Source organism: Vibrio genomosp. F10 str. ZF-129, from assembly GCF_000287055.2.
Classification (GTDB): Bacteria; Pseudomonadota; Gammaproteobacteria; order Enterobacterales; family Vibrionaceae; genus Vibrio.
Window position 1 is genome coordinate 8,952 of record NZ_AJYQ02000068.1, and the last position, 25,343, is coordinate 34,294.

A 25,343-nucleotide genomic window follows, 5' to 3' on the forward strand; every position below is an offset into this window, starting at 1 on the left:
CAACAGAGTCATCAACCTAAAAAACCAGTCTACAAAGCTAGCCTCAAAGCTCATGAATAATCACATGTTGATCGAGTAAGGCCGACAGAATATCGCTTGAATCATTGCCCACTAATTGGAGTTGCGGTGCAAGGTCTTCAATCAATATTGATTGCTCTCCTGAACCCACCCCATCAGGGTGGATGGTCAACGTAACGTCATCACCAGAAACCGCAGCGTCGACATGCGCGAGTAGCGTCTCCATGTTGACATTTTCCGCGTTTAACTCGGGTAACACATCTCGAAGATCAATTTTATCGCCCTCATCAATATGAAAGTCGGTGATCGTATCCGTTACCCCATCATCGATTTCATGCCAAACAAAGATATCCATTCCGGTTCCCCCGGTCAGCACATCGAAACCAAGGCCACCTTCTAATGTATCGTTACCCTCGCCACCTTCTAACGTATCATCACCCTGCCCACCAAGGAGCATGTCATTCCCTGCACCGCCGACTAGAACGTCATTACCTGAGCCACCTTCTAAACGATCATCACCGCTACCAGAAGTTAAAGCGCTGTTATCTCCCTCTCCTAGCAGTTGCTGTGCGTCTGTTTTATTCGATGTATCAATCACCGCCGCATCTAGAACAACATTAAGCTGTAAATTAACAGGGTCAGAGAATGCGGTGTCTCCATTTGACTCTTCCGATACCGCGATGACGCTTAAAGTATGCTCACCAACGGGAGCACTATCGATTTTTAACGACTCTATGTCCTCAGGGTTTACCGTCCAAACTCCTGCATTAGGGGTTATTTCACCGTTCTCACTGGTTAACTTAGCCCCATTTGGTAACCCAGAAAGCTGCAATGTCAACGCTTCGGTAGAGTCGGTCAATGCGGCTAATAAGCCCACTATCGCAATGCCATTGGAGCTTGCCGTCTGACTTGCAGTTATGTTTCTGATGTAGTTGAAGTTGGGGTCAACGCTCAAGGTGGGAGCATCTGCCACCGGAGTCACTGCAATGCTGTATTGTTTAGGGTCGCTTTCAATGCTAATTCCTGATGGATTCCCACTGTCTTTGGCGACCACTTGCAAATCAATCGCATTACCCGTGACAAGGCTGGCATCGATGTGGACACCGCTTGGGTCTTCGGGGTTATCCAGTAACGCATTAAGTTCGGTTAAGGTTCCGGTTAACGTCAGCGCATCGCTGTTATCACCAGACACCGATAGCGTCGATCCAGTAGGCAAGCTGACCGACAACACACCATCGCTGACAGTTAGCGTCACCGTCATCAAATCATCGGCAAAGTCGCCAACATAATCTGGATCACTGATGCTGATCCCGCTGATGAGTTGTCCTTCCGCTTCGTTGATAATATGAGTCACGGTATCGCCATTCACGACCGGTTGGTCATTCACCTCCGTTACACTGATCTGAAATGAGGTTTGATTGCTCAATGAAGCACTCGTACCACTTGAATCGACACTACCGTTGTTTCCGTTGTCAGCGACAACCGCAGTCATGGTGATCGCGCTGCCCGAGTTAATGTCATTACTGTCGTCGGCAGGTTTGAAAGTGACATTCCCTGCCGCTAAAGCCGCATTTATATCAGCGACTTTTCCGCTCAGTTGTAACTGATTGCCATCATTCAATATCACGTCAACACCCGGGTACGAAACATATTCCAGCAATCCATCGTGGACATCAGCATCGAAGCTTAACGTTAAGGTGTAGCTGGCATCAGGGTCATCGTAGATTGCATCAATATCGGCAATAGAAAATTGATTTATCGCGATAGTGGTATCTTCTTGAGTTTCTAGATCACTGACAGCCACAAACGTCGGTTGGTCATTGATAGGATCGATGTCGAGCGCAACGTTAATCGTTACTGGGTCACCAAGATGCTCTCCATTCTCCGCATCTTTATCGACAGATTGAATCGTGATCGTCAGTGGGTTTGTAATACCAAGAACACTGCCATCATCACTATTGTGCTCGCCAGAATTGAAGACGATTTTATCCAGTTGCTGTGCTGGAATATCCAGTGTCCATACTTTGGCTGCACTATCAAAGGTGGCCAGTGTTGTACCATCAGAATAATAAATAGACGCGTTATCAGGGACTCCCGTCACCTCAACGCGCAAGACCTCTGGGCCGTTTTCGCTATAGATTCCACTTCCCGAGATAGAATCGACTTTATCGACCACCGACGCGTTAATATCAATATCGATATTAATGCCTTCTGAACCCGCTACCGAATCTGTAGCATCCACATCAATATCATCACCAACTGGCATCACATCCAAAACGAACTTAGGCAAATCGGTTGCAAGCGTTGGGACACCAAGCAACGATTCTTGGGTAAAGACAGCAATACCAAATTCTGCGGTACCGCTGAAGTTTTTGGGCGGTTGAACAGAGATAGCGCCAAGGTCAACAGACGCACCAGCATCCGATGGAATTTTCACGCTCCACACTCCATCGCCGTTATTCTTAACCGTGTAACCTGAGTCGGCCAATAAGAAAAACCCTTCAGGCACTCCCGTTAACTTGAGTGACACAAATTGCTCTGAGCCGTCGAGGTCGATCAGTGAAATGGCAACCGGAGATAATAACGAACCCAGTGACACCACTTGATCTTCATTGGTCGTTATTTGTATCTCTTTTACTGGCTCACCATTTTCATCTACCAATGGGTTGCCATCGGTGTCTGTGACAACAATATCGTCAACCACAGGAATAACGTTAAAGCTTGCTGTGGTTGTGAAGGTATCCGAGTGTTCGGATGACGTTGTAGGTTCAAGTTCATCAAATACAGCGGTATCAGTCACGGTTCCAGAGATAGTCAGGGTGACTTCATTTTGGTCATCATCCCCGGGGTAATTTGGATTTGCTCTAAACAATATATTACTTAGTGCACCGTTGCTTATTTGAGTTGGGTCAAACGTTAATGACGTACCGATTTTGCTACCATCTGGCGCATAAAATGCACCGACGGAAGGATTGTCTGGTAACGTAATAGTGACCGTAGACAGTGCTTCTTGACCACCTTCTATGCCACTCACTTGATCCGCCAGCTGATAACCTAAGTCAAGCTGTATATAGCTGTCTTCATAACCGACCTTATCAGGCTGTCCATTATCATCTTGATCAATGGCATTCATGTCATCATCAAGCGATCCCAACACCTCTAGTGTTATTTTGGGATTATTACCCACAACATCGGCAATCGGGTCAACATGGATAATCACATTGCCACTTTCAACGTTCGTATCGCCTGATGTCGTATCTTTGGTGATAACCGTAATAGGCAGCCTAAAGTCACCCGAAAAATCTTTGGGCAATGTTAGCGTTAAACCGTTCAAAGAGCCGACATCGCCTGATTCGGAGATATGAGTTTGGAAAACATATTGCCCATTAACAAAGTCTTCCTCTGCACCCCCAATTGAGATTGGGTAAGTCACGCCATCGATCGTGACGGAATCGTCAATAATAATGGTTACTTCATCTTGTGAGCCGTCTTTGTTACTGAAAGTGATGATGCTATCTAACTGCTCACCTAGATTGACCTGAATATCTTCCGTCGCATCAATGACGCTGTCTGGAGCAATGGTCGTCTTGGCCGCAACTTCCGCACCAGGAGCAACCGTTTCAGGGAATTCAAGGTTAACCGATGTTGATCTGAATTCATTAGGGGAACGTTCGTTGGCGTCCTCACCTTTATCACTCACCAACGTTTCTATTTTCAACTGAAGTTGGTTGACTGTATTTGCATCCGTTTCATCATTAGGCGTTAAATCCAAACCACGCGGTGCACTAATGCTAAACGCAGCTTCATTGGTGATGATCCAGCGTCCATTTCCTTCATACGCAGCACCCGTTACCAGTAGTTGGTCGATAACGCTGTCTTCCAATGCGGTTCCATTTGTATGAGTAAGCTGGATGATGACATCACCAACAACTTCTTCAGAAAACTGATCGGTTTCATTGTATTTAACAACGTATTCACCGCTGAGACTCGAATTCTCTGAGTTGGTGGTAAAACGAATCACTCCCTTATCGTCTGCAGAGATTGGAGGGTATTCAAGTTCACCATCTCCATTCGTAACAGGAGAATAGTCAATATCACCATTTTCATTGGTCACGGTGAGTTTATTGTCGTCATCTTCTGGCTCTACGATTGCACGAACGACGACATTCACTGTCCCTGTTAACGTTGCTGTGACTCGACCACCTTCGCCAATGATGCCATCACTGGTGTATTCATGATCGCGCTCTTCGATTTCAACCGTAGTACTGAGCTCGAAATCTGAACTGGAATCTTTCGGTGGCACGATTTGAATGAAGCCCGAATTCATTGCTATGTCGGTGAACTCTGATGGAGATAAGCCATTAGGGTCTATCGTCAATGTCTGAGACACCACCATGCCATTTGAATCCATGACATCAATGACATTCATATTAACGGACGCATTGTTAACGATGACCTGGGCGCCGACAGGAATGTTTTCGATCATGATGGCAGTAAAGTGCTCATCACTGTCGATGTAATCAACCCCTTCTGGATGCCAGTGAATATTAATCGGGCTATCTTCGTTGCCTAGTGAGGTTGTCTTATACTCATTCGTCGTATCAATCACTGGTACAACTTTGATTCGCACTTCTTGGCTGAATATATGAGTGTGTCCATCGTTTTCAGTCACAATAATATTGGCAGTCACATGAATATTCTCAGTGGAAGAATCCACCGGTCGGATGATGATGCCAGAGGTGTTATGAACCCCAGTAATATTGGCTTCGTAAATCGGTTGCCCCAGACTGTCATAGCCAACAAAGTTCAGGTCGATCTCGGTACCATCGCTGTCTTCAATAACCACCCCTTCTGGGATATTAGATAAAAGTACGGTCACCGATTCCGAATCATCAAGCAGCTTATCGGCTCTTTCCCCTGAGATGATAGTAAAATCTAATACGGCAAAATTATCACCACCTTGGCTTTCATTAATCGTGGTTTGCACCCCTTGGACATCACCATCATCAAAATTTTTCCAATGGGATCCTAGTGTTGCTCCACCTGGGGTATCAGCCACACCTTTCACTTCAACATTGACAACTTTTGAACCAATGACTTCTTCGTCAGTATGAACATTCCCATCCGACAAAGTCGCACTGTCTTTAATGACACCGGTGACTTTAAACGTAAAGTCCTCGTTACTGTGTTTTTCAGGCACGACATGCACATTAGAGAGCTGATCAAACGGGATTTCGGCATAGACAACGCCATCAATCTCTATGTTTTCAATTTGGCTATCACCGTTACCTTTCCATACCAATTCTGCGTTTTGAGTCACCTCGGAAATACGCACATACAGGGTTTCTGACCCATCGGCATCAACAGAAGGTGCCATTGTAATCACTTGATCTAACGTAAACGGCTTGTAATTGTCATCACTTTCGTAGTCGTTAGGGTCAGCAATATTGTCTTCATTAATTTGGATTCGTTTAACGCCAAAATTTCCACTATCCGCACTTGACGTCACATCGATAATGAGTTCTTGCGGTTCTGATACTGCTGTCGATTTATCAACACTGTGGGAGTTTGAACGTTCTTTCGTCACTGCGGTGGCTTCGAATCGAATTTGACCTGAAAAATCATCGTTTGGGTTCACACTAATTCGGTCTATCTGATTTGAAGCTATGATGTACACACCATTTTCAGGCGTAATGACACTGCCATTTCGATCTAACAGCTCAAAATTGCCCTCGCCTTGTGTCACTCTTAGCTGATAAGTGATGGTTTCAGGTCTGCTCGTATCTTGAGACTCGGCATTAAGCTGCAAACTAATGTTGTTATCATCCTCATCGGCTTTATAGTAGTAAGTACTTCGATCGTCATTCCATGTCGCTATGTCAGCAACACTTTCAATTTCTATATTAAATGTTGAATCTATCGTGTGATCGGCAACTCCACCATTATTTATCTCAAGCTGATAATGAATATTGACGCCATCGTTATTTGTTGAATAATCGTTATCTGGAACGAAATACAAATTATTGATCGTGGCTATAGTATTGTTGCCTTCAAGTGAATGACTTTGCTGCAATACAGAACCGTCAAACACAATATTATTGGTCGCTGGATCCGCTTCCAACTTATGGAATTCACCATCCTTCAAATAGTAAAAAGTCCCGTGATGATCGCCTTCTTTGATCGTCAAGGAGCCGATTGATTCATCATTATCATCATCATGCAGGTTTACTTTCAGTGAAATCTGAGCTGGCGTATCAGCCAAGCCCTGCTGGTTATCTAGATCATTTTCTGTTTCTGGCGCATCACCTGAAGCGTACTTAATATCCGGATCTCGGCCTGCATCTTCAAACGTCGTTACTTTGAGTCGAACAGGACTGGCTTCTCTATCCGTTATGGTGATATTCACTGGGGCTATCGAGGAATCAAGATCCCCATCCGTTGCGGTGACGTTGATGGAAAAGTTGATGTCGTTACCGTCATGCTCGAGGTAGTTACTTGCGCGAAAATCTATCTCGCCATTAGAATTGATTCTTAACACACCTAATTGGCGTGTCTCTGTGTCCCCTGAGGCATCATTTATTTGCTCATAAACACGAACATTTTGTTCGCCATCTCGCAGATTAATGGAGCTCTGATAAGAGTTACCAAAAACTATTGTGGCGCCGTTAGAGGTGGTGCCTTCAATTTGAGTAAGCTTCGCGCCGTCAGCACCCGCGTCATTACTCGCTTCAAACATATTTACTGTAATGTCATCGAAGCCCGCTCCTTCAACGCGCACAATTTCGACCACGGCTATGGTCGGCACATCATCTGTGATCGTAATCGGCAATGTGATTGAATTGGAAACATCCCCATCAAAATCAATGGCAACAACTGAAAAATCCAGTTGAATACTGTCTTCGCTGTTCGCAATCGGGTGGTCAAGAGGACCGAGCAATTCAAACTGATAACGGTTGTCTGCAGCGTCAAACACAATGTTAAAAATGGGCGTGCCACTCGTTGTTTGCGCGGTATAGGTAAACGTGGTTCCACTTTGAGACGAAGTGCCCCATTCTAGAGGCTCTTGTCCGCTGGTAAGATCTTTTATGGTCGCTGAAGCATCGACGAGTCGATATTCGACCACTCCATCGGCGCCTTCATTGATGTTAAACTGGCCAGAAATGGCTGTATCGTTAAGTGGATCGGTACGCTGATCGGATCCAATGCCACTTAAATCATCTTCATCCACCAGCTGCTCACCCGTAAACCCTGATAGATTTGGCGTGTCGTCAACGATTTCAATCGGTAAATCGAATGCCTCTGATGCATCACCATCTCGGTCAACCGCCACGACATCAAATGGAATCGTTAGGCTCGTGGCATCGTTTAAATGATCGAGAGGCTCCAACAAGGTAAAGGTATAAGCGCCATCATCGCCAAGTGCTAATGTAAAGATGGTTTTACCGTTAGCCACCCCTTGATAATGGGTTGTGTTCGCTGTCCCGGTGACTTCTTCAATCGTCACTTTATGACCAGAGGAATACAGGTTTTCTGCCGCGATAACTAAATTATCCAATTGGTAAGATTCAACCCCATCAGCGCCCTGTGTCGTGACAAAATCACCACTGACTTGAGCACTGTTATCGCTGATACTGTTTTCATCAAGGCTAAATTGACTGGCGTTAGTGGTGTCGTCAATCGTTGCAATATCATCTTCAATGGTCACCGAAAGCGGCTTCATGACGGAATCGTCACCATCACTATCGACCGCGTAAACCGGTAGATTAAAACTGAGTGAATCATTGTCGATGGCTTCGATGTGATCAACGGCCTCAAGCAAAGTAAAGGTATACTGGCCCTTATCCGTACTGTTTACATCACCGTAATTATTAAACGTTAACGTAAATACCTGCGTTTCAACCCCTGATAGACTGGTCGTAAAACCAATGTACTGACCTGAATCCCCGACTTCTCGAAGCTCGACTTTCAGACCATTTGATGAGAGTGAAGTATCCGAATTAAATTGAACGGTGTCGATTCTGAAGTGGCTAACATCATCACTTCCTTGCGCATAGACAATCGATGCGGAACTGCTGACTAAAGCGCTGTTTGGCGATGTTCCATCCAACAATGAAGCTTCAGAAAGGTCGACTTTTGGGACCACTTTTATGTCAGGGATTTGCCCGTCTGTAATAGCAAGATCGACAGTCGCGGTATCGATATCACCGTCTCCATCTCTCGCAGTAAACACAAATTGTTTATTGATCGTCTCATTGGTTGAATGATCAATATCGCGAGCGACGTCAAAAGAGAAGTCACCATTGAGTGAAATGGTTAACGTCCCTTCAGTCAGAGTGAACGTTTGAGATGCGTTATCTTCAGCGCTTTGGGCTAAATTGTATGTGTTTCCCGAGTAGGTAAATGATTGAATGGTCGCAGTGTCTGCCCCTTCCGAGCTAGGTGTATCAGTAAACAAACTGTGTGAGAAAGTGGTGTCACCGTCTTCTGTTGGTTCAGTGACAGAAAAAGTGTTGTCCACCAATTCCAGAGCATCATCCGCCACATTGATTTGAATCCAGGCCGCTTCGTTAGTTAAAGAACCTTCCGTGACACTCGAACGATCGCCATCGGTATCCACCGCATAAATCGGTAAATTAATCGTTAGAGAAGAATCTTGGTTTCCTAAATGATCAAGTTGCTCAAACAAGGTAAATTGATATTTACCTAATTCAGGGGTATCAATTTGAGCTTCAAAAACGGTGACCCGAGTGCCATCAAGAACAATATAACCTTGGTAACTGCGAACACCATTGTCACTGCTGGCTAATTCCAGCTGTATCGCTTGCCCTTGCGATGTCAGCGATCCATCGGTATTGAACTCGCTCGGTTCCAGCTCAAAATGATCAATCGCGTCGCTGCCTGCATTAGCCGTAATGTCACCCGTTCCACTGACCGCTGAGATACCTTCATTGGAACCACCCGAAATACCGGATTCATCCACTTCGATGGCCGTTACATTGTTAATAACCGGGTTTTGGCCATCAATAATGGTGATAGTAATCGCGTTGGTGGCCGTATCTAAATCAAAGTCAGTCACGGTAGTGGGCAGTGACAGGATCAGCTCATCAGACTCGTTATGTTCTAATGATTTAAATTGTTGGAATTGGTAACGGCCGTCAGTATCAATAGTAATAACAAGTACTGGATCATCACTTTCCACTAACGAAAGCGTAATGGTCTTCGCATCATTTGAAAGCGTCGCCTGCGTAGCTTGGTTATCACTGAATAAGCCGTCGAATTGAGCTAAAGCACTCGGTTGAAAAGCAACGGTGGACAGTGAATCACTGCCAATTTGAACAAACTCACCTGCGAGTACCTGAGTATCCGTTTCCGTATTTTCAATATTAACGGTTGTCGGTGCCGGATCAGCGCCATCAATGACGGCTACTTGTGCTTCAATTGGTGCCAACATCGAATTGCCGCCAGAATCAGCACCTTCAATATCAAAGGTAATCGTAATCTGATCATCGGCCAGAGATACAAGTCCACCACCAATCGATACAATATGGTCAATAGGCTGGCTGATTGTGGTGACCATTGTCAATGAGACGTCATTCCCACTTTGCGATGCATTTAAGTCAATGCTTAGTACTTCTGCCGCATCAGCATTTCGGATTCCAACAATGGCGTTTTCAGTTGAATCATAACTGAAAGTGACGGCTTGACCACTTGAAGTAATGTCGGTATTCAACTCGGAAAGCAGCGCGGCAAGTGATGATGACTCAGGAACAAACGATTCAGGGTCTAGAGGTAAGTCTCCTGAAAAGATGGTGATACTAGAGGTAATAGTTTGCGGGTAATTCCCTAATGAAAGAGATCCTTCTTGCAACGATTCCGAGAAAGCTTCTCCTCCAACGGCTAGGGCTGTTGTGTCTAGTTCATCGTCATCATCGTCTTGTTCTTCAGTAGCCAACGCTGACGTTTCAAAGAACGTGCTGGCTAAGACTTCGGCTCCCGTATAATCGATGGTTACAAAGCCTGCATTGGCAGAACCTGCTGCCCCACCAGCGGCCGTGGCTTCTAACAGTTCTGTTGGATCCTCGCCAGCCAAAATAGCGTCTTGAATGGCAGCCAGATCATCTTCACCAAACTCAGCACCGCTCAGTTTATCCAGATCGACACTCACATCACCGGCAATAGGCGCGACATTCCAAGTTGAAGTTTCATCGACACAGGCAACACAATTCTCATCAATGACGCTAAGTTGAGACTCTGCGTTATTCATAATAACGCTCGCGCCATTTATCGTAATAACAATGTTGTCGCTATCAATGGTCTCCCCGGCTAACACTTTACGAGCACTTCCACCTGGTGAAACGGCGATAACATCCCCAGAGACTTCTTTAACTAATTGACTGTGTCGTAAAACGTTTACATCCATAAAAACCTCAAGCGCCATTTTTAAAAAATCAACAGCAAATAAATTAATCGTTACAATTTCATTGTTATAACGTCAAAGTAGCAAATAATTCGTGTGACGTCATGTTTTTACACCGCAAACCATACATTGTTGCATATTGCTATGCATATTATGATCCAGAACGATAACTTTAACTTATTCCACAGTCTCAAAAATAAGTCGAATTAGCAGATAAAAAGGAGAGTTTTAGGCTTTGGGATTGGGATTGGGATTGGGATTAGGATTAGGATTAGAAATGTAACGACAAAAAATAAGGACGCATTAGCATCCTTATTTTTCTTATTTGTACTCTATTTTTTTTTCAATAAAGTCAGACTCACTAAACCAGCCCACGGTACCTATATATTGGCTTTCAATAAGTTGAGCATCTATCTGGGCTGCGTAACGCGGTGTCATCGTGATCCAGTCATCCTGTTCTTCTGAGTTAACGTCTTGTATATCGGCATCTTCTATGCGAAGAAGTAACTCTTTCACTAAATCTTTTGCTTTATCATCAAGTTGCAAGCAAATACAGTTCATTATCTATTGTCCAATCATTTGTAACAGGCTCATTGACGTTAAGGCCCGTAAAGTACTTCCCAGCTTAACATCTTATTACGCTGAAATTAGAACGGAATGTTCCCTTAGTTCAGTTCACTTCAAGGCTAAGTAACGCCTACCCAACTAACACAGGTTCAAAAACTTCTCGTTCACTGGATGCGATAACTTGGTCTTTTCCTTGCGCTTTGGCTTTGTACAAAAGCCGATCTGCGCGTTTGAGCAAATCACTTTCTGATAAGCCTTGTTTATTCTTCACCAAACCGCCACTGAATGACAAACTGATCATACTGCCCTCAATATTCACGAGAAGTCTCGCCACGTTATCACGCAACCCATCAGCCTTGGCCAATGCACTGTCGATATCACTGGCTGATAGCCAAACACAAAACTCTTCACCACCGATTCGAAATATTCGATTTAACTCAACATCTTTCATCAATTGTTGACTGATTTTTTTTAGCACAAAATCACCGATATCATGGCCATAGTCATCGTTTATCGACTTAAAGTCATCGATGTCGAGCATTAATAAATAATCATCGCTATGAGATTCCAAAGACTCGGTAAACGCCAAACGGTTGTTGCATCCGGTTAACGAATCTGTCAATGCCAATTTCTGCAATGATTCATTGGCCTGGGCTCGACTCAATTCAAAGAAATGAGATACACACCAGATCGCTAAATAGCAAGTGAAAAAATTAATAAATACAGGTGCAAATGGTAACCCTTCAGTCCCGAAGACCTTGTAACTGACGGCCGATAGAACAAGCACGAGCACAATGAGGCTCAGTTGAAACCCTAAACGCCCGCCTAACAATAAATAGGCAATGGTTGGAAAAAAGAATCCCCACAAAAACAAGACATCGGTAATAGGGAGCAATGCCGTACCCAATATAATCAGCACAGCGATAAACCATAAGTACCAATAAACAGAAACAACGGAATACTGCCCTCTTCGACATCGAATGAACATGTAAAGTGAAAACAAAGCAAATACCATCTCTAAAGCGGCAAATAGGTATTGGCTATGGTAAACAACGTTAAAAATGGCCAATGCAGTGACAATAAAGAAAAAGGCAAAGCTAACCGAACTGAGTACGGTTTTCCTGATTCGATCCGTCGAATCCAAATAGTTAGAACTCATATTTTCCCTTTAAATAGACCTAAGGTCTCAATCTGTTTATAAAAATCTCTCGGACTGTATCAGTTTTCTCTAACCTAGGATATTTTGCAACGTTATTTACTGTTTTGTAATTAACAATTTACAGACCAAATAGGGCTAAATAATCATGTGCACTCGTATAGTCAATAGTCTAGACCAAAAAAACGTCATGACCGGCAGAAACTTTGACTGGCATTACCCATTAACAACCTACCTCTATCGTCAACAAGCGAATGGTGAAGTTCGAGTCGGCGGCCAGTTCGATTTGACCTCTCCACATACCTCACTCGAATGGAAAGTGGATCACGCCAGCATCTGCGCCTATTTAGGGAGCGATCAACTTGGGTTTGCTGCTATCGACGGTATTAATGACAAGGGATTAGTGGTCAATGGCTTAGAAGATTTATTAGCACATTTTGAAGATGCAACCGAGATCATCAGCACCAGTGATAGTTTGGCAGCAAAGGTTCATCAGATAAGAGAGCTGATTGAGAAAGATAAAAAAGCTTTCAACGATGATATTTCAATTCCAGATGATGCAACGCTGTTGTGCTCGCTGCGTTGGGTCCAATTTGTACTCGATCGATTTGATTCCGTGCAAGAGGCGGCAGAATACTTTCGCTCTAATCCGGATAATCTTTTTATCTACAGTGGAAATGTTCCTGATGGCCACGAGCAGGTTACCAAAACAAAGCTTCATTTGGCACTCTCCGATCCCACCGGGAATTCGAGCGTGATCGAATTGAGGGGGGATGGGTTTACTGTCAATGAAAGTTGTAATTACAATGTGGTGACTGTGACACCCCGATTTGAGGTCCAACAGTGGTTACTAGAACCTTGGCTAGAAAAATGGCAATCCCCAAAACAGTTCGCTGGTTTAACCTTATTCGATGTCCCTGGAGGTACGGCAACACACCAAAGATTTGCTCGTGCTAATTACTTTTATAACTTTGCTCAACCCCAAACAGGCACTGATAATATTCTAGCTCAAACTCGCTCACTAATGGCAAGTTGTGCCACACCATTGGGTGTTCATCTTGAACGTCAATCTGAAAACGCAGTGCCTTCAGCCACGACCCAGTGGACAAGTATCAGCGATCAACGCCTTCTCTGTTATCATTTCGTTAATACACATTCTCTCGGCCATCAATGGCTCGACTTTAAGCCTTTTTCTTCTGATTCAGAACGAGTGCTGTTAATTGGCGAGAGTGATGTCGAAAAAGAACCCAAGGCGCCTATTTATGGTGATTTGAATGAGCACATGAAGCCTTGTAGCGCACCTTTTACTGCGATTTCTTCATAAAGTGAGATTAAAGCGTTAACAACTGAAGCATAAAAGCCTCCATAAAAAAGCTAAGTAAGATAGTCGGGGGGCTTATTCATCTTAGATTAATGAACAAGCCAACTCATTAACGTGCTTGTTCATCTTCAGCATTTCCTTTCTCTGCACTGACCGTCTATGCTATTTCACTGTTACAATATCAGGGAGTGCGACACTCTCAGGCAGCGCTACAATCTCAAACTGAATACAACTTAGGCGAAACAAACACTTGAACCACGCATTTTTTCATCGAAGTCGTCACATTCTGTATTTTATGTGGCATAGGCTTAAAGCTAGTGGTTTACAAATGCTAGCCAGCTTTCTTCTCGTTCGCAGTGCTCTTATTACTCTTTTTGTTCCATTCGATTTATGGATCAGTTCCAAATTGATGGGATTCTATGGCGTGAATGCCATTGCCAACCAGGAATTGCTCGCTTTTTTTCTTTCACCTGCAGGCTTTCTACTTAATTTATGGTTTGTGACTCAATTGAGCTTTGCTTTTTTTGTAGAGCAGTCTGCGATCAGCATCTTACTCGCTCAACATGACTTAGGTAAACGGTCAATCCTCGATACATTTGCACTGATTGCTCAACGCAGTTGGCGAGTCGTTAAAGTCGTCCTTGCACAGTCAGTGGGGATCAGCTTGCTCTTTGCCACCTTGCTTTGGTGTGGACGCTGGATCTTTGGGCTCATGCTTAATGACTGGGATATCAACTACTATGTCAGTCATCAATTAAGTTCGCTTTGGATGTCTGTTGGCTTACTCATTTTAATCAGCTTACCGGTTGTATTTCTGGTTCTTCGCTATTGGGCCAATTGGTGGCTTGCCCTGCCCCTAAGCTTGTTACAAAATTGCACCCAATGGCAGCTTTTCAAACAATCTCAACGTTTAAGCCAAGCGATTTACCCCCATATTCTATTCGGTCACATTGCGTGGTTATTTGGTCGGGTCGCCATTACGGCTATTTTCGCAGGCAGCCTTTTATTTGCGCTTGAACCAATACTGAACTGGGCGACTTCCGATCAGGAACGTTATTCTTGGCTTGTGTTAGCCAGCTTGCTGCTTATTGGCGTGACATTACTGCTCAGTTTCATCGACCGATTTATCTACGCCAGCTGTCAATATTATGTACTGCGTTTACAAACAAAACGCCTCAAGTTGGTCAATGACCAAGAACGGTTTGTTGGTTTGAAACACAGTACACAACGGCGCACTTTGTTAATAGTTGCGATGCTATCTGTCCTGGTATTTGCCGTATTCAACAGTTATACCGAAGTTCGCCACTTCGTTAAGCACCTGCAAACGGATACAACAAGCTATGTTACCTCACACCGCGGCGGTGGTTTTAAGCACCCTGAAAACAGTGAAGCAGGCATTCTGTATTCCATATCCTTAGGGGTTAAAAGCACAGAAATTGATGTACAGATAACCAAAGATGGGCAAATCGTGGTATTTCACGATCGTGATTTAGGCCGTATGCTCGGTGATCCCTTGCTCATTGAACACTTTACCTATGCTGACATTGTTGAAGCCTATCAAAAAAAGGGCCGCGTACCTCCCCCCTTATTAACACAGCTATTAGATAACTATGCCCAGGATATAGAATTTAACATCGAACTAAAACGCTATAACCAAAGCTTGGATCTTGCCGTTGCGATGGCCAGGTTATTGCCGAATTATCAGCAAGCAATGATTGTTTCAAGCCTTGATGTCGAACTTCTGACACACCTGATGAGTCAGTTAAAGCACTCGCGTCCAGAAAATCTTCGTTACGCCCTGATCTATGCGGCCAGCGTTGGTGAAATCAGCTTAGAACGCGAAGTAGATATGTTAATGGTCAGCGAACAGTGGCTAGAGCCGTGGCGGATTATCGAAATACAACAACGTCAGCAAGAAGTGCTGGTTTGGACCATTAACAACCCAGCCGCTATGAAGCGACTCTTATTGCTGGGCGTGGATGGTATTATTACGGATGAGCCCAAACTGGCTTTAGAAGCCAAATCAGCGATTGATGATATGGAATTTTCCGAGCGTGCCCTACTCACATTACGGCATTGGTTGTCCTTATAAACTGAATTATTGACTCGATTTTCTTCTCTTATTACTGAATTGGTGTTATACATAACTATAACACCAATTCAGTCAAGGGAACCGTTCATGACACATTGGCATGATCACCAACCGATTTTCCGTCAGTTGGCTGATCAAATCACTCAACAGATACTGCAAGGGATTTGGCAAGAAGGGCAAGCTTTACCTTCCGTGCGCAGTGTTTCTGCGAATATGAAAATTAATCATCTGACCGTCATGAAAGGCTATCAGCTGTTGGTTGATGAAGGATTAGTCGAAAAAAAGAGGGGGCAAGGCATGTTCGTCGCCAACGGTGCCAAGCAAAAACTGCTCGCCGATGAAAAAGCACGCTTTCTTCAACAACAAATTCCGCAGATCGCGGCCACTCTAGAACGGCTCAACATGTCACTCGAAGAGTTCAGTCAACAACTTAAACCTCATTTACTTGAAACGCACATAAAAGGTGACCAATGAGCGCATTAATCAGTGTAAAAAACGTCGCTAAGCAATATCGCCAGCAGGGAGATGTTCTGCATGGCGTGAGTTTTGATCTGCATGCGGGCCAAGTGCTTGGACTGCTCGGTCATAATGGCGCAGGAAAATCGACCCTTATTAACGCTCTTCTTGGAGCACATGAGTATCAAGGCACGATTCGCATCAAGGGTTTTGAGCCCATTATGCAGCGCGATAAAATTATGCAGAGCTTATCGTATATCTCGGATGTGAATGTTCTTCCCGGTTGGATGACGGTGGCACAGCTTCTCGACTACTCCGAAGGTGTTCACCCAGAATTCAACCGTCACAAAGCAGATGAACTGCTTGATCAGACCGATATTAAGCCGCGTGCTCGCATTAAATCCCTCTCAAAAGGAATGAAAGTGCAATTGCATTTGGCCATTGTCATTGCCACCAATACTCAAATTTTTATCTTGGATGAGCCGACTCTGGGGCTGGATCTAGTCTACCGAGATACTTTCTATCGGCACTTATTGGAATGGTTCCACGATGGCGAACGCGCGCTAATCATCGCCAGCCACGAAGTCGCTGAGATCGAACATCTGCTCACCGATGTACTGATTCTCAAACAAGGTCGGCCAGTGCTTCAAACATCGATGGAGCGCATCAGCGAAGAGTATTTTATCTTGGATGCCAGCGACGAGCATCGCGAGCAAATCGAAGCGCTAACACCGCTCTCTTCACAAAAAGGACTGGGCACGACTAAATGGCTACTTTCCTCTCAATATGCAGCGCAAGTAGAAGAGCTGGGCAGCATTTATAGTGTCAAGTTAGCGGATCTGTTTTTAGCTTTACAGAAGGAGTCAGTGTCATGCATTCAATCTTAGCCATGCTGCGTAAAGAGTGGATAGAAAATCCGCTGATTACGCGTATTCCATTGTTTATGTTTGCTTGTGGTTTGCTGCTATTTGTCAGTCTGATGAGCAGCTCGACCTTACAGCACGATCTGTTTTTTCAAATGAGCATCAGTGGTGATATTAGCGATATACACCGAGAAATGGGCGATGATATCAATATGCTGATAATGGGTGGTGCAGGGTTATTATCCATCTTACTTGGCACACAATACTTCCCTAGAACGCTGCGTAAAGCTCGTTCAGAAGGCAGCATTATGTTTTGGCGCAGTATGCCGGTCAGCGACACCAAAACTCACCTTGTTAAGCTTTCTTTTGGTTTGTTGGTTATCCCTTTAGTGTGTTCAATACTGGTCTTATCCGCAGACTTAATGTTGTGGGTTTTAAACATCGCCACTGACCAGCAATTGGCTCTGCTCTATCGTCAAGCTTCACTCGGGTACGTATTACTGAATTGGGTTGAGTTTCTACTCCGAATGGTGCTGGTAGGGATTCTACTGTTGCCATTGGCACTCGCTGCGATGTCCGTTTCGCAAAAGGTAAACTCGCCGCTTTTGGTCATCTTAATTGCCGTTTACGCATTGCGATGGATGCCGATAGCGATGTTCAACTACGACGGCTTGGATCAGTTTTTCTCAAAGGTCTTCTACCTACCCCTGCATGCGCTTTTGGCTCCACACCCATTCACTGCGATTCCAGAGGCTGGTTGGTTCAATGTCGGTATTTACAGCGCCATCGGGTTACTTGCATGGATGACGAGCTTGAAATTCAGCCGTACCGTACGTTAAATTTGATTTAATTAAGCTAGCTTGAACCACCACTAAAGCGAGGGAGTACCTCGCTTTTTATTTTCACCTCTAATCACTATCTTCTTGTTTTTCCGGCTTCTTTTTTCAACACTCCTTTACCTGAAATCTTGATGGATCGACGATTAGCCACGACCTATCAACCCTTTATTTAGTTTTTTCCCATTTTTTAAGAGTTTCTTAAGAGTTTCTTAAGAGTTTCTTAAGTTTCGCGTTTTATTGTGTTCATAATCCATAAAGCAAAGGAAGCGCTCATGAAACACAACACGAAAACTTCTGTAAAGAACGTAACGTTAGAGATTGTGTCCCCTATGCATCCACTCTGGGAACAAGTTATCAACCATGTTTCTCAACGTTATCACCAGGCATTCAATGCTGACCTAAAACAATTTATGCCTGCGTATTTAACGCTCATGAATCATGACGACATTCTTTCTGTTTGTGGTTTTAGTACTGCACAAGACCAACGGCTCTTCCTGGAGCAATACCTAGATGATGATGCCCAAACGTTGGTGACTTCAACCTTTGATTGTACCGTAGAACGCTCCAACTTAGTCGAATTTGGACACTTAGCATCGTTTGCGAACGGCATGTCGTCCCTTCACTTCTATCTCATTGCAGAAATGTTAGTGGATAACGGTTTTGAGTGGTGCATTTTTACCGCAACCGATCCTCTACACGCCATGATGGTTCGCCTTGGTCTAGAGCCGAAAATCATCGCAAACGCCGACCAAAACAAAATCCCTGATGCAAAATCAACATGGGGATCTTATTACGAACACCAACCCCGAGTGCTTGCTGGGAATTTACGTAAAGGGCTCGAACGTCTTCAATTGATTCAAAAAAGAATGCGCAAGCAAGCATAGGTGAGCCATGAATACTCTTCTAAAAACCATCAATAAATGGGCGAAAACCACACCAGAAAACCTAGCTTTTGTTGGTGAGGATAACTCAGGTCAATCGGTTAGAATCAGTTATATTGAACTGCAAGAAAAAATCCTAAAAACAGCAAAAGCGTTAACAGCACAGAACATCAAAGTACTGGCATTACGTTCACAAAACAGCCCAAACTGGGCAATAATCGACCTAGCGGCCATGCATGCAAATATTGTCGTTGTGCCTATTCCAACCTTTTTTTCTATCGCGCAGGTGGAGCATACATTACATCAATCTGGCGTTGATGCTTTGATCGGCGATTGGCAAGCATTCTCAGACTTATCACAAAAAAAGTTCAGTGCGGTTCAGGTTAACAATATTGTCATCGCTGGGCTTCCTCTCATGTTCAGAACCGCCCCTGAGCAGGTTTCTTATCTCACAGGAACAGGCAAAATCACCTTCACTTCTGGATCAACAGGGCAACCCAAAGGCGTGTGTTTGAGTAACGAGCACCTTTATCAAGTCGCCAACTCGCTGGCGCAAAGTGTCCGTCACATCGCTCGAACACACCTTGTCTTGCTGCCTCTTTCTACACTTTTAGAAAACATCACGGGCATATACGTCCCGTTACTCTTAGGAGGAACCTCATACATCCTTCCCGGAGAGCAAACGGGGTTAACGGGGTCCAGCCAGTTTGACACGACTATGTTTGCGAAAGCTTTAGCAAGAGTAAAGCCCGATAGCTTGGTGTTAACCCCTGCGTTGTTACTTGCACTTATCCAGATCATTCAGCAACAACCTGAGCTTTCAGCCTCCTTGACGTTTGTCGCGGTTGGTGGCGCAAGGGTTTCATCGCAGCTAATTAATGCGGCGCACTCTTTACACATTCCCGCTTTTGAAGGGTATGGGTTATCAGAATGTGGATCGGTAGTTTGCCTAAATACACCTTCTCATTTCAAACCAGGCACCAGTGGAAAGCCGTTACCCCATGTGCAGGTGCGTATTGCAGAAGATGGAGAACTGTTAGTCAGTGGTAATACGGCCCTTGGCTATTTAAATGAGGCATTCGCCCAAGAATGGTTAGCCACAGGAGATTTAGCGCAAATAGACGATCACGGCTACATCACCTTATCTGGCCGTAAAAAAAACCTCATCGTCACCGCTTACGGACGAAACATTTCGCCGGAATGGGTGGAATCTGAAGCCCTATCATTCTTGCCAAGTACACCATTAATTGTCACGGGCGATACTCAACAAGCCTTATGTGCGGTGGCCGCAAGTTACAACGGCATTAGCGACGACCTTAACGACGGAAATTGCGACAGTATTAAAGCGCAAATAGCAGCGCTAAATAGCACTCTCCCCGATTACGCGCAGATCAGGATGTTGCTGATTATTGAAAATCCACAGGCGATCACTCACTGGTACACCGAAAATGGAAAACTCAAACGAGATCAAATCGAGCAAAGCGTTTCTCAGTTTCTGTCTTGTAAAACATCTGAATTAACACTGGATGGCCAAAAGGTCCAAATAATTGACCTACCATTCCAACAATCTATCGCTTCTTAAGGGGAACATTATGACTCTATTTTTCGAACAACTTAAACAACACACTTCATCGGCTCAGCAGGCCATGTTGACCGCGCCAATTATTACTGAGGTTCAACAAGGGAACATTTCTAAAGAGATATACATTGCCTTCCTTACTCAAGCTTATCACCACGTAAAACACACCGTACCGTTACTTATGGCGTGTGGCGGGCGATTATCAGACCAATATGAATGGGTTCGTGAAGCCATTGCCGAATACATTGATGAAGAAAAAGGCCATCAAGAATGGATATTGAATGATATCGAAGCGTGTAATGGTGATGCGCAATCCGTGCGTAATAATCTGGGTGAAGGTGCCATTGGTCAGGCGATTGAACTGATGGTGGCGTACCTCTATAACTCTATTGATCGGCATAACCCAATGGCATTGTTTGGTATGGTTTGGGTTTTAGAAGGGACCAGTGTTGGTATTGGGGGGAGAATGGCAGAACAAATCCAATCCACCCTGAACCTCCCCCCTTCCGCGATGACTTATCTCGTCTCCCACAGTGTGTTAGATCAAGACCATTTGCGCTTCTTTGAGCTATTGATGAACAAAGTCACCCGCAGCGAAGACCAGAAAGCCATCATTGACTCCGCCAATATGGTGTTTTCACTCTACGGGCAAATGCTTAGAGCCCTACCCGCTGCCCCAGTAAACAAGCAAAAAAGTCAACAAGCCGCGTGAGGTAAACCATGAAAATTAACAACAGCACGATTTTAATTACCGGGGCGACTGGCGGTATAGGTCAGGCCATTGCCACTGAGTTAGCCCACAGCGGTGCTCAACTCATTCTCGTAGGACGAAACGAACAAAAACTAATGGCGCTGAAAGCATCGCTGCCGAGTGAAAACAATCACACGGTGTTGATCGCAAATATCACGACCTCAGAAGGGCTTGATGTCATAAACCAATACGCGCAAAACAAGTACGCGGAAAACAAACACACGGGAAACAAACACGCGCGTCTGGGGAAAAAAATCGATGCTCTGATTAATAATGCCGGATGCAATGACTTTTCATTGCTGAGCCACAAGCATTCAGGACAAATTGAGAAAGAGATTCAGCTCAACCTTATCGCTCCGATTCTTTTGAGCCAATCGGCACTCACTTGGCTAAATCAGCCGGGAATTATCCTCAACATTGGTTCAACGTTCGGATCTATTGGTTACCCGGGCTATACCTCCTACTGCGCAGCTAAAGCAGGGCTTCATCGCTTTACAGAATCACTCGACAGGGAACTTTTTTTCACGGGTATTCGAGCGTTATATTTAGCGCCAAGGGCAACTAAAACGTCGCTAAATAGTGATGCCGTAGACGAGATGAATCAACAATTAGGCAACCAAACCGATGACCCGAAAATTGTCGCACAGCATGTTGTCACAATGTTAGAGAAGGAAATTCCAGCAAAGTGGATAGGCTGGCCAGAAAAACTATTTGCACGTATCAACCAACTGTTTCCTAGCGTTGTTTCATCGGCCATTCGAAAACAGCACAAAACCATTCACCAATTTGTAACCCGAGTTAGCCACTAATAAGGATATTAATGATGAATACCACAAAACTGGCTTTTAATTTAACAGTATGTAGAATCTTCACAATCTCGAACACCCTCAAGGCATACTGCACCTTAACGATTGGTTTAGCCCTGTTTTCAGCGAACGCGTTTGCCAGCATGCCTCCGCTTGAAGATGTGCAAAAAACCTGGGCTGAATGCCAATACCGCACTCCTGATAGCGATGATAAAGAGCGTTGCTTCCATCGAGCCATCGCAAAAACTGACCGTTATCTGAGCCGCTCACCAGATAACTCTGAACTGACGGTTTGGCTTGCAATCAATAAGGCCTCCTTAGCAGGCGCTCAGGGCGGTTTAGGGGCTCTATCTTTGGCCAAAGAAGCGAAATCTCTACTTGAAAAGGTCATTGAAACGTCGCCGCAAACATTAAATGGCTCTGCTTACACCAGTTTAGGCTCTTTATACTATAAGGTGCCAGGATGGCCAATTGGGTTTGGTGATGATGACAAAGCCGAAGAAATGTTAAAAACAGCGTTAGAGATCAATCCAAAAGGTATCGATCCAAACTATTTTTATGGGGATTACCTTGCTGAAGAAGGCCGAGAGAAAGAAGCGAAGATCTATCTTGCTCGCGCCATGCAAGCGCCAATACGCCCTGATCGCCCATTGGCCGATGAGGGCAGAAAACTAGACATTGAAGCAACACTAAGGAAAATGAAATAGCCTATGCGCTTATTACTCGTAGAAGATGACAAACTATTGGGTGTCTCTATGGTGACGTCATTAACTCGCCATGGATACACCGTAGACTGGGTTGAAAGGGGATCAGGAGTGACAAGTGCTCTAAAAACGGAGGTATTTACAGCCGTGATTTTGGATCTCACTCTACCCGACATTGATGGTTTAGAAGTCCTGCGGAATATTCGCCGAGCAGGATTCACACTGCCAGTGACGATACTGACAGCCAGAGACGACATACGAGACAGAGTTCAAGGTTTAGATGGTGGCGCCGACGATTACTTGGGTAAACCTTTCGCGTTAGAAGAGTTACTGGCCCGGCTACGAGTGTTAATTCGACGCCAATCTGGCTGCGCCGACGAAATCATTCAAGTGGGATTGCTGTCGTTGTCGTTATCGGAACAGTCGATTCGTTATGACGGTGCACCGCTCAACCTCACTCGTAATGAGTTCAAAATTCTCACCAGCTTCATGACCAACGTGGGGCGTGTTCAAAGTAAAGAGCAGTTACAACAATCACTTCATGGCTGGGATGAAGGCGCCAGTGATAATGCGATTGAGGTGCACATTCATAATCTACGTAAAAAGGCGCCAAACGTTGTCATTAAAAACATTCGTGGTGTAGGGTACATTCTTGAAAAATAAAAAGCCGTATTCGATCAAACGCCAACTCACTCTGTCTGTCTGCATGTTGGTCAGCGCCCTGCTCATTATCGCTCTCTATTTTAGCTTTCAATCTGCGAAGCATGAAGTTGAAGAAGTTTACGATGCAAGGCTTGGACAATCCGCCAAGCTAATGCTCTTTACTCTGTCTACTGCAACAGACAAACAAACACTGTCTAGCCACATCACACAGTTCGAACAATGGATGGCCAATATCGATCAGCTCGCGCAACACGATGAAGACGAGGCGACAACATTCGGCCACCCCTATGAACAAAATCTCGTCTTTCAATTTTACCGCAACAATGCACTGCTTTGGAGCTCTTCCTCCCACGTTAATCCGTTATCTTCTTCCGCGAATGACAGCGGTTACGCAGACGTGCTACAGGAAGGAATTGAATGGAGAACATTCCAGCTCTCTTTTCCTAGCTCCACTGACCAAAGTGAATACGTTGTTGTCGCCGAAAAACAAGCAATCAGGCAAGAAATCATTAGTGAAATTGCCCTGTCCACTTCCATTGAACAGTTTTTACTCCTACCGACTTTATTGCTGTTACTATTTTGGTTGATCGACAAATACTTTCGTCCAATTAGCGAGCTGAGAACGGCCATAACCCAACGCAATGTTCACCATTTGGACCGAATCCATGTGAATCAACACACCTTAGAACTTGATCCATTAGTCGATGCCCTAAACTCGTTGCTATCAGAACTTGAACTCGCGTGGCAACGAGAAAAACGTTTTACCCATGCCGCGGCACATGAACTAAAAACACCGTTAACGATCTTACGCCTAAACGTAGAAAATGCACTGCAAAGTAACGACCCAGAGCAATTACACGGTGACTTACAAAATATCTTACAAGGCATTGAAAGAACCGATCGACTGATTCATCAGTTGCTTACCCTAGCCAAAGTAGACAGTCTTTCAGAGCGTATTTTTGATCCCGTCGAACTCATGCCTCTTTTACAAACCGTTATTGCAGATCTCGCCCCACTCGCTTTGAGACAAAATCAAGACATCAGTCTAAACCCATTTCAAGCTCAACTTTCTGGCGATAAAATGCTGCTAGAGGTGCTATTTCGGAACCTCATTGATAACGCCATTCGGTACTCAGGAACACACAGTGAAATTCTGGTCAGTGTTACTCAAGAGCAACACTCGACCAAAGTATTCGTTACAGACAGTGGACCAGAAATACCCCAAGAAACACGTGAAAGAATGTTTGAACAGTTTTATCGCGGCCAATCAGAAAAAGGCGATGGAGCGGGTTTGGGAATGGCAATTTGCAACGACATTGCTGTATTGCATAGTGCAACGATTGAGATTGCCCCAAGAACCAACAGTGTAAATACCTTTGTCGTGAGCTTTGCCAACGGCTAGTCTTGTTGATGCCAACACTCTCACTTTCAACGGCGAGACCTACCGCCGCTTTGTTCAGCTCAGACGTCTTTGTATCCACTGTGAAATGTCGTTAATTTGCTGGGCACAAACACAGTGCTCCATCGCATACTGATGATAAGCGGGCTGATAGCCTTTACTTTGAAGAGCGTTAAGTGCCTGCTCACCCAATTGCGGAACCACCACAGGGTCAAGAGTTCCATGCATAATATTGATATCAATATGTTTATTACTCTCGTGGAGTTCAATCGTCTCTTTGGTCGCAAAATACGTCGACATCGCAAGTAACCCTGCCAGCGGCTGTGGGTATGTCAGTGCCGCTTGGTAAGCAACCGCGCCACCCTGAGAAAAACCAGCAAGAATAATGCGATCAGATTTGATCCCACGCTCAATCTCACGGTCAATCAATGCTTGCACCGCGCTTGCAGACGCATTTAATTGTGGTAAATCGACCTTACGCTCAACGCTCATATCTAAAATGTCGTACCAAGCAGGCATGACCATTCCGCCATTGATGGTGACGGGAATCGAAGGTGAATGAGGAAATATAAATCGAATCGCGCACGCTTTAGGAAGAGCTAACTCTCTTACGATAGGTTCAAAATCATGGCCATCGGCCCCTAATCCGTGCAACCAAATAACAGAAGCATTTGCTGTGGTCTTTGGTTCAACTTCCGCTGTCAATAAAGTCGTCATTGTTGCTCTCTTTGCCGTTGATATAGGAAAATCGCTTTAGTCTACCGCTAATCGGTTATTGCGCCCACATCTGTTTGCCTCATCGACTCATTATGCTTCATCAACTCATATTGA

Annotated in this window: 16 protein-coding genes; 12 read left to right on the forward strand and 4 right to left on the reverse strand. The window is 44.6% G+C overall.

Annotated elements, in window-relative coordinates:
• Window positions 1-43 precede the first annotated feature (43 nt).
• The 3 genes from A1QO_RS06985 to A1QO_RS06995 all read right to left on the reverse strand — a co-directional run bounded on the left by A1QO_RS06985 (window position 44) and on the right by A1QO_RS06995 (window position 12,161).
• A complete protein-coding gene (locus A1QO_RS06985) occupies window positions 44-10,438 on the reverse strand; it encodes a retention module-containing protein (RefSeq protein ID WP_017040964.1) in 10,395 nt (3,464 codons plus the stop codon).
• 318 nt (window positions 10,439-10,756) lie between these two features.
• Window positions 10,757-10,996, reverse strand: a complete 240-nt coding sequence (locus tag A1QO_RS06990; RefSeq protein ID WP_017037683.1) for a hypothetical protein — start codon at window positions 10,994-10,996, stop codon at window positions 10,757-10,759.
• 136 nt (window positions 10,997-11,132) lie between these two features.
• Window positions 11,133-12,161, reverse strand: a complete 1,029-nt coding sequence (locus tag A1QO_RS06995; protein WP_017040965.1) for a GGDEF domain-containing protein — start codon at window positions 12,159-12,161, stop codon at window positions 11,133-11,135.
• A gap of 145 nt (window positions 12,162-12,306) precedes the next feature.
• Here A1QO_RS06995 and A1QO_RS07000 point away from each other — a divergent pair, with 145 nt between their 5' ends.
• From A1QO_RS07000 to A1QO_RS07055, 12 genes are all read left to right on the forward strand, one after another.
• Window positions 12,307-13,482 carry a linear amide C-N hydrolase gene (locus A1QO_RS07000; RefSeq protein WP_017040966.1) on the forward strand — a complete coding sequence of 392 codons (1,176 nt, stop codon included), beginning with the start codon at window positions 12,307-12,309 and terminating at the stop codon, window positions 13,480-13,482.
• A gap of 325 nt (window positions 13,483-13,807) precedes the next feature.
• The gene (locus A1QO_RS07005) at window positions 13,808-15,571 is read left to right on the forward strand and encodes a glycerophosphodiester phosphodiesterase (protein WP_241790423.1); all 1,764 of its coding nucleotides are present in this window, start codon (window positions 13,808-13,810) and stop codon (window positions 15,569-15,571) included.
• 87 nt (window positions 15,572-15,658) lie between these two features.
• Window positions 15,659-16,045, forward strand: coding sequence for a GntR family transcriptional regulator (locus tag A1QO_RS07010; protein WP_017033320.1), 387 nt, complete (start codon window positions 15,659-15,661; stop codon window positions 16,043-16,045).
• Window positions 16,042-16,914 carry an ABC transporter ATP-binding protein gene (locus tag A1QO_RS07015; RefSeq protein ID WP_017040967.1) on the forward strand — a complete coding sequence of 291 codons (873 nt, stop codon included), beginning with the start codon at window positions 16,042-16,044 and terminating at the stop codon, window positions 16,912-16,914. The genes A1QO_RS07010 and A1QO_RS07015 overlap by 4 nt, the downstream gene beginning before the upstream one ends.
• Window positions 16,899-17,729: a hypothetical protein gene (locus tag A1QO_RS07020; RefSeq protein WP_017040968.1), complete on the forward strand. Its 831-nt coding sequence runs from the start codon at window positions 16,899-16,901 to the stop codon at window positions 17,727-17,729. The genes A1QO_RS07015 and A1QO_RS07020 overlap by 16 nt, the downstream gene beginning before the upstream one ends.
• A 272-nt stretch (window positions 17,730-18,001) precedes the next feature.
• On the forward strand, window positions 18,002-18,613 hold the full coding sequence (locus A1QO_RS07025; protein WP_017040969.1) for a thermostable hemolysin: 612 nt from the start codon (window positions 18,002-18,004) through the stop codon (window positions 18,611-18,613).
• A gap of 7 nt (window positions 18,614-18,620) precedes the next feature.
• Complete coding sequence (locus A1QO_RS07030; RefSeq protein ID WP_017040970.1) at window positions 18,621-20,192, forward strand: AMP-binding protein; 1,572 nt, start codon at window positions 18,621-18,623, stop codon at window positions 20,190-20,192.
• Window positions 20,193-20,202: 10 nt separating this feature from the next.
• Window positions 20,203-20,901 carry a TenA family transcriptional regulator gene (locus A1QO_RS07035; protein ID WP_017037677.1) on the forward strand — a complete coding sequence of 233 codons (699 nt, stop codon included), beginning with the start codon at window positions 20,203-20,205 and terminating at the stop codon, window positions 20,899-20,901.
• Between the two features lie 8 nt (window positions 20,902-20,909).
• A complete protein-coding gene (locus A1QO_RS07040) occupies window positions 20,910-21,749 on the forward strand; it encodes an SDR family oxidoreductase (protein WP_017040971.1) in 840 nt (279 codons plus the stop codon).
• A gap of 14 nt (window positions 21,750-21,763) precedes the next feature.
• A complete protein-coding gene (locus A1QO_RS07045) occupies window positions 21,764-22,453 on the forward strand; it encodes a tetratricopeptide repeat protein (RefSeq protein ID WP_017033313.1) in 690 nt (229 codons plus the stop codon).
• A 3-nt stretch (window positions 22,454-22,456) separates the two neighbouring features.
• Complete coding sequence (locus A1QO_RS07050; RefSeq protein WP_017037674.1) at window positions 22,457-23,113, forward strand: response regulator; 657 nt, start codon at window positions 22,457-22,459, stop codon at window positions 23,111-23,113.
• Entirely contained in the window at window positions 23,103-24,515 is a 1,413-nt protein-coding gene (locus A1QO_RS07055; RefSeq protein WP_017037673.1) for a sensor histidine kinase, read from the forward strand. The genes A1QO_RS07050 and A1QO_RS07055 overlap by 11 nt, the downstream gene beginning before the upstream one ends.
• Before the next feature lie 54 nt (window positions 24,516-24,569).
• Here A1QO_RS07055 and A1QO_RS07060 read toward each other — a convergent pair whose 3' ends face one another.
• A complete protein-coding gene (locus A1QO_RS07060) occupies window positions 24,570-25,229 on the reverse strand; it encodes an alpha/beta hydrolase (RefSeq protein ID WP_017033410.1) in 660 nt (219 codons plus the stop codon).
• Between the last annotated feature and the right edge of the window lie 114 nt (window positions 25,230-25,343).

Coding starts and splice junctions, on each gene's coding strand:
- A1QO_RS07010 (WP_017033320.1), top strand. CDS start 15,659: ATGACACATTGGCATGATCACCAACCGATTTTCCGTCAGTTGGCTGAT.
- A1QO_RS07060 (WP_017033410.1), bottom strand. CDS start 25,229: ATGACGACTTTATTGACAGCGGAAGTTGAACCAAAGACCACAGCAAAT.
- A1QO_RS07000 (WP_017040966.1), top strand. CDS start 12,307: ATGTGCACTCGTATAGTCAATAGTCTAGACCAAAAAAACGTCATGACC.
- A1QO_RS07045 (WP_017033313.1), top strand. CDS start 21,764: ATGAATACCACAAAACTGGCTTTTAATTTAACAGTATGTAGAATCTTC.
- A1QO_RS06995 (WP_017040965.1), bottom strand. CDS start 12,161: ATGAGTTCTAACTATTTGGATTCGACGGATCGAATCAGGAAAACCGTA.
- A1QO_RS07050 (WP_017037674.1), top strand. CDS start 22,457: ATGCGCTTATTACTCGTAGAAGATGACAAACTATTGGGTGTCTCTATG.
- A1QO_RS07020 (WP_017040968.1), top strand. CDS start 16,899: ATGCATTCAATCTTAGCCATGCTGCGTAAAGAGTGGATAGAAAATCCG.
- A1QO_RS07035 (WP_017037677.1), top strand. CDS start 20,203: ATGACTCTATTTTTCGAACAACTTAAACAACACACTTCATCGGCTCAG.
- A1QO_RS07040 (WP_017040971.1), top strand. CDS start 20,910: ATGAAAATTAACAACAGCACGATTTTAATTACCGGGGCGACTGGCGGT.
- A1QO_RS07015 (WP_017040967.1), top strand. CDS start 16,042: ATGAGCGCATTAATCAGTGTAAAAAACGTCGCTAAGCAATATCGCCAG.
- A1QO_RS07030 (WP_017040970.1), top strand. CDS start 18,621: ATGAATACTCTTCTAAAAACCATCAATAAATGGGCGAAAACCACACCA.
- A1QO_RS07025 (WP_017040969.1), top strand. CDS start 18,002: ATGAAACACAACACGAAAACTTCTGTAAAGAACGTAACGTTAGAGATT.
- A1QO_RS07005 (WP_241790423.1), top strand. CDS start 13,808: ATGCTAGCCAGCTTTCTTCTCGTTCGCAGTGCTCTTATTACTCTTTTT.
- A1QO_RS06990 (WP_017037683.1), bottom strand. CDS start 10,996: ATGAACTGTATTTGCTTGCAACTTGATGATAAAGCAAAAGATTTAGTG.
- A1QO_RS06985 (WP_017040964.1), bottom strand. CDS start 10,438: ATGGATGTAAACGTTTTACGACACAGTCAATTAGTTAAAGAAGTCTCT.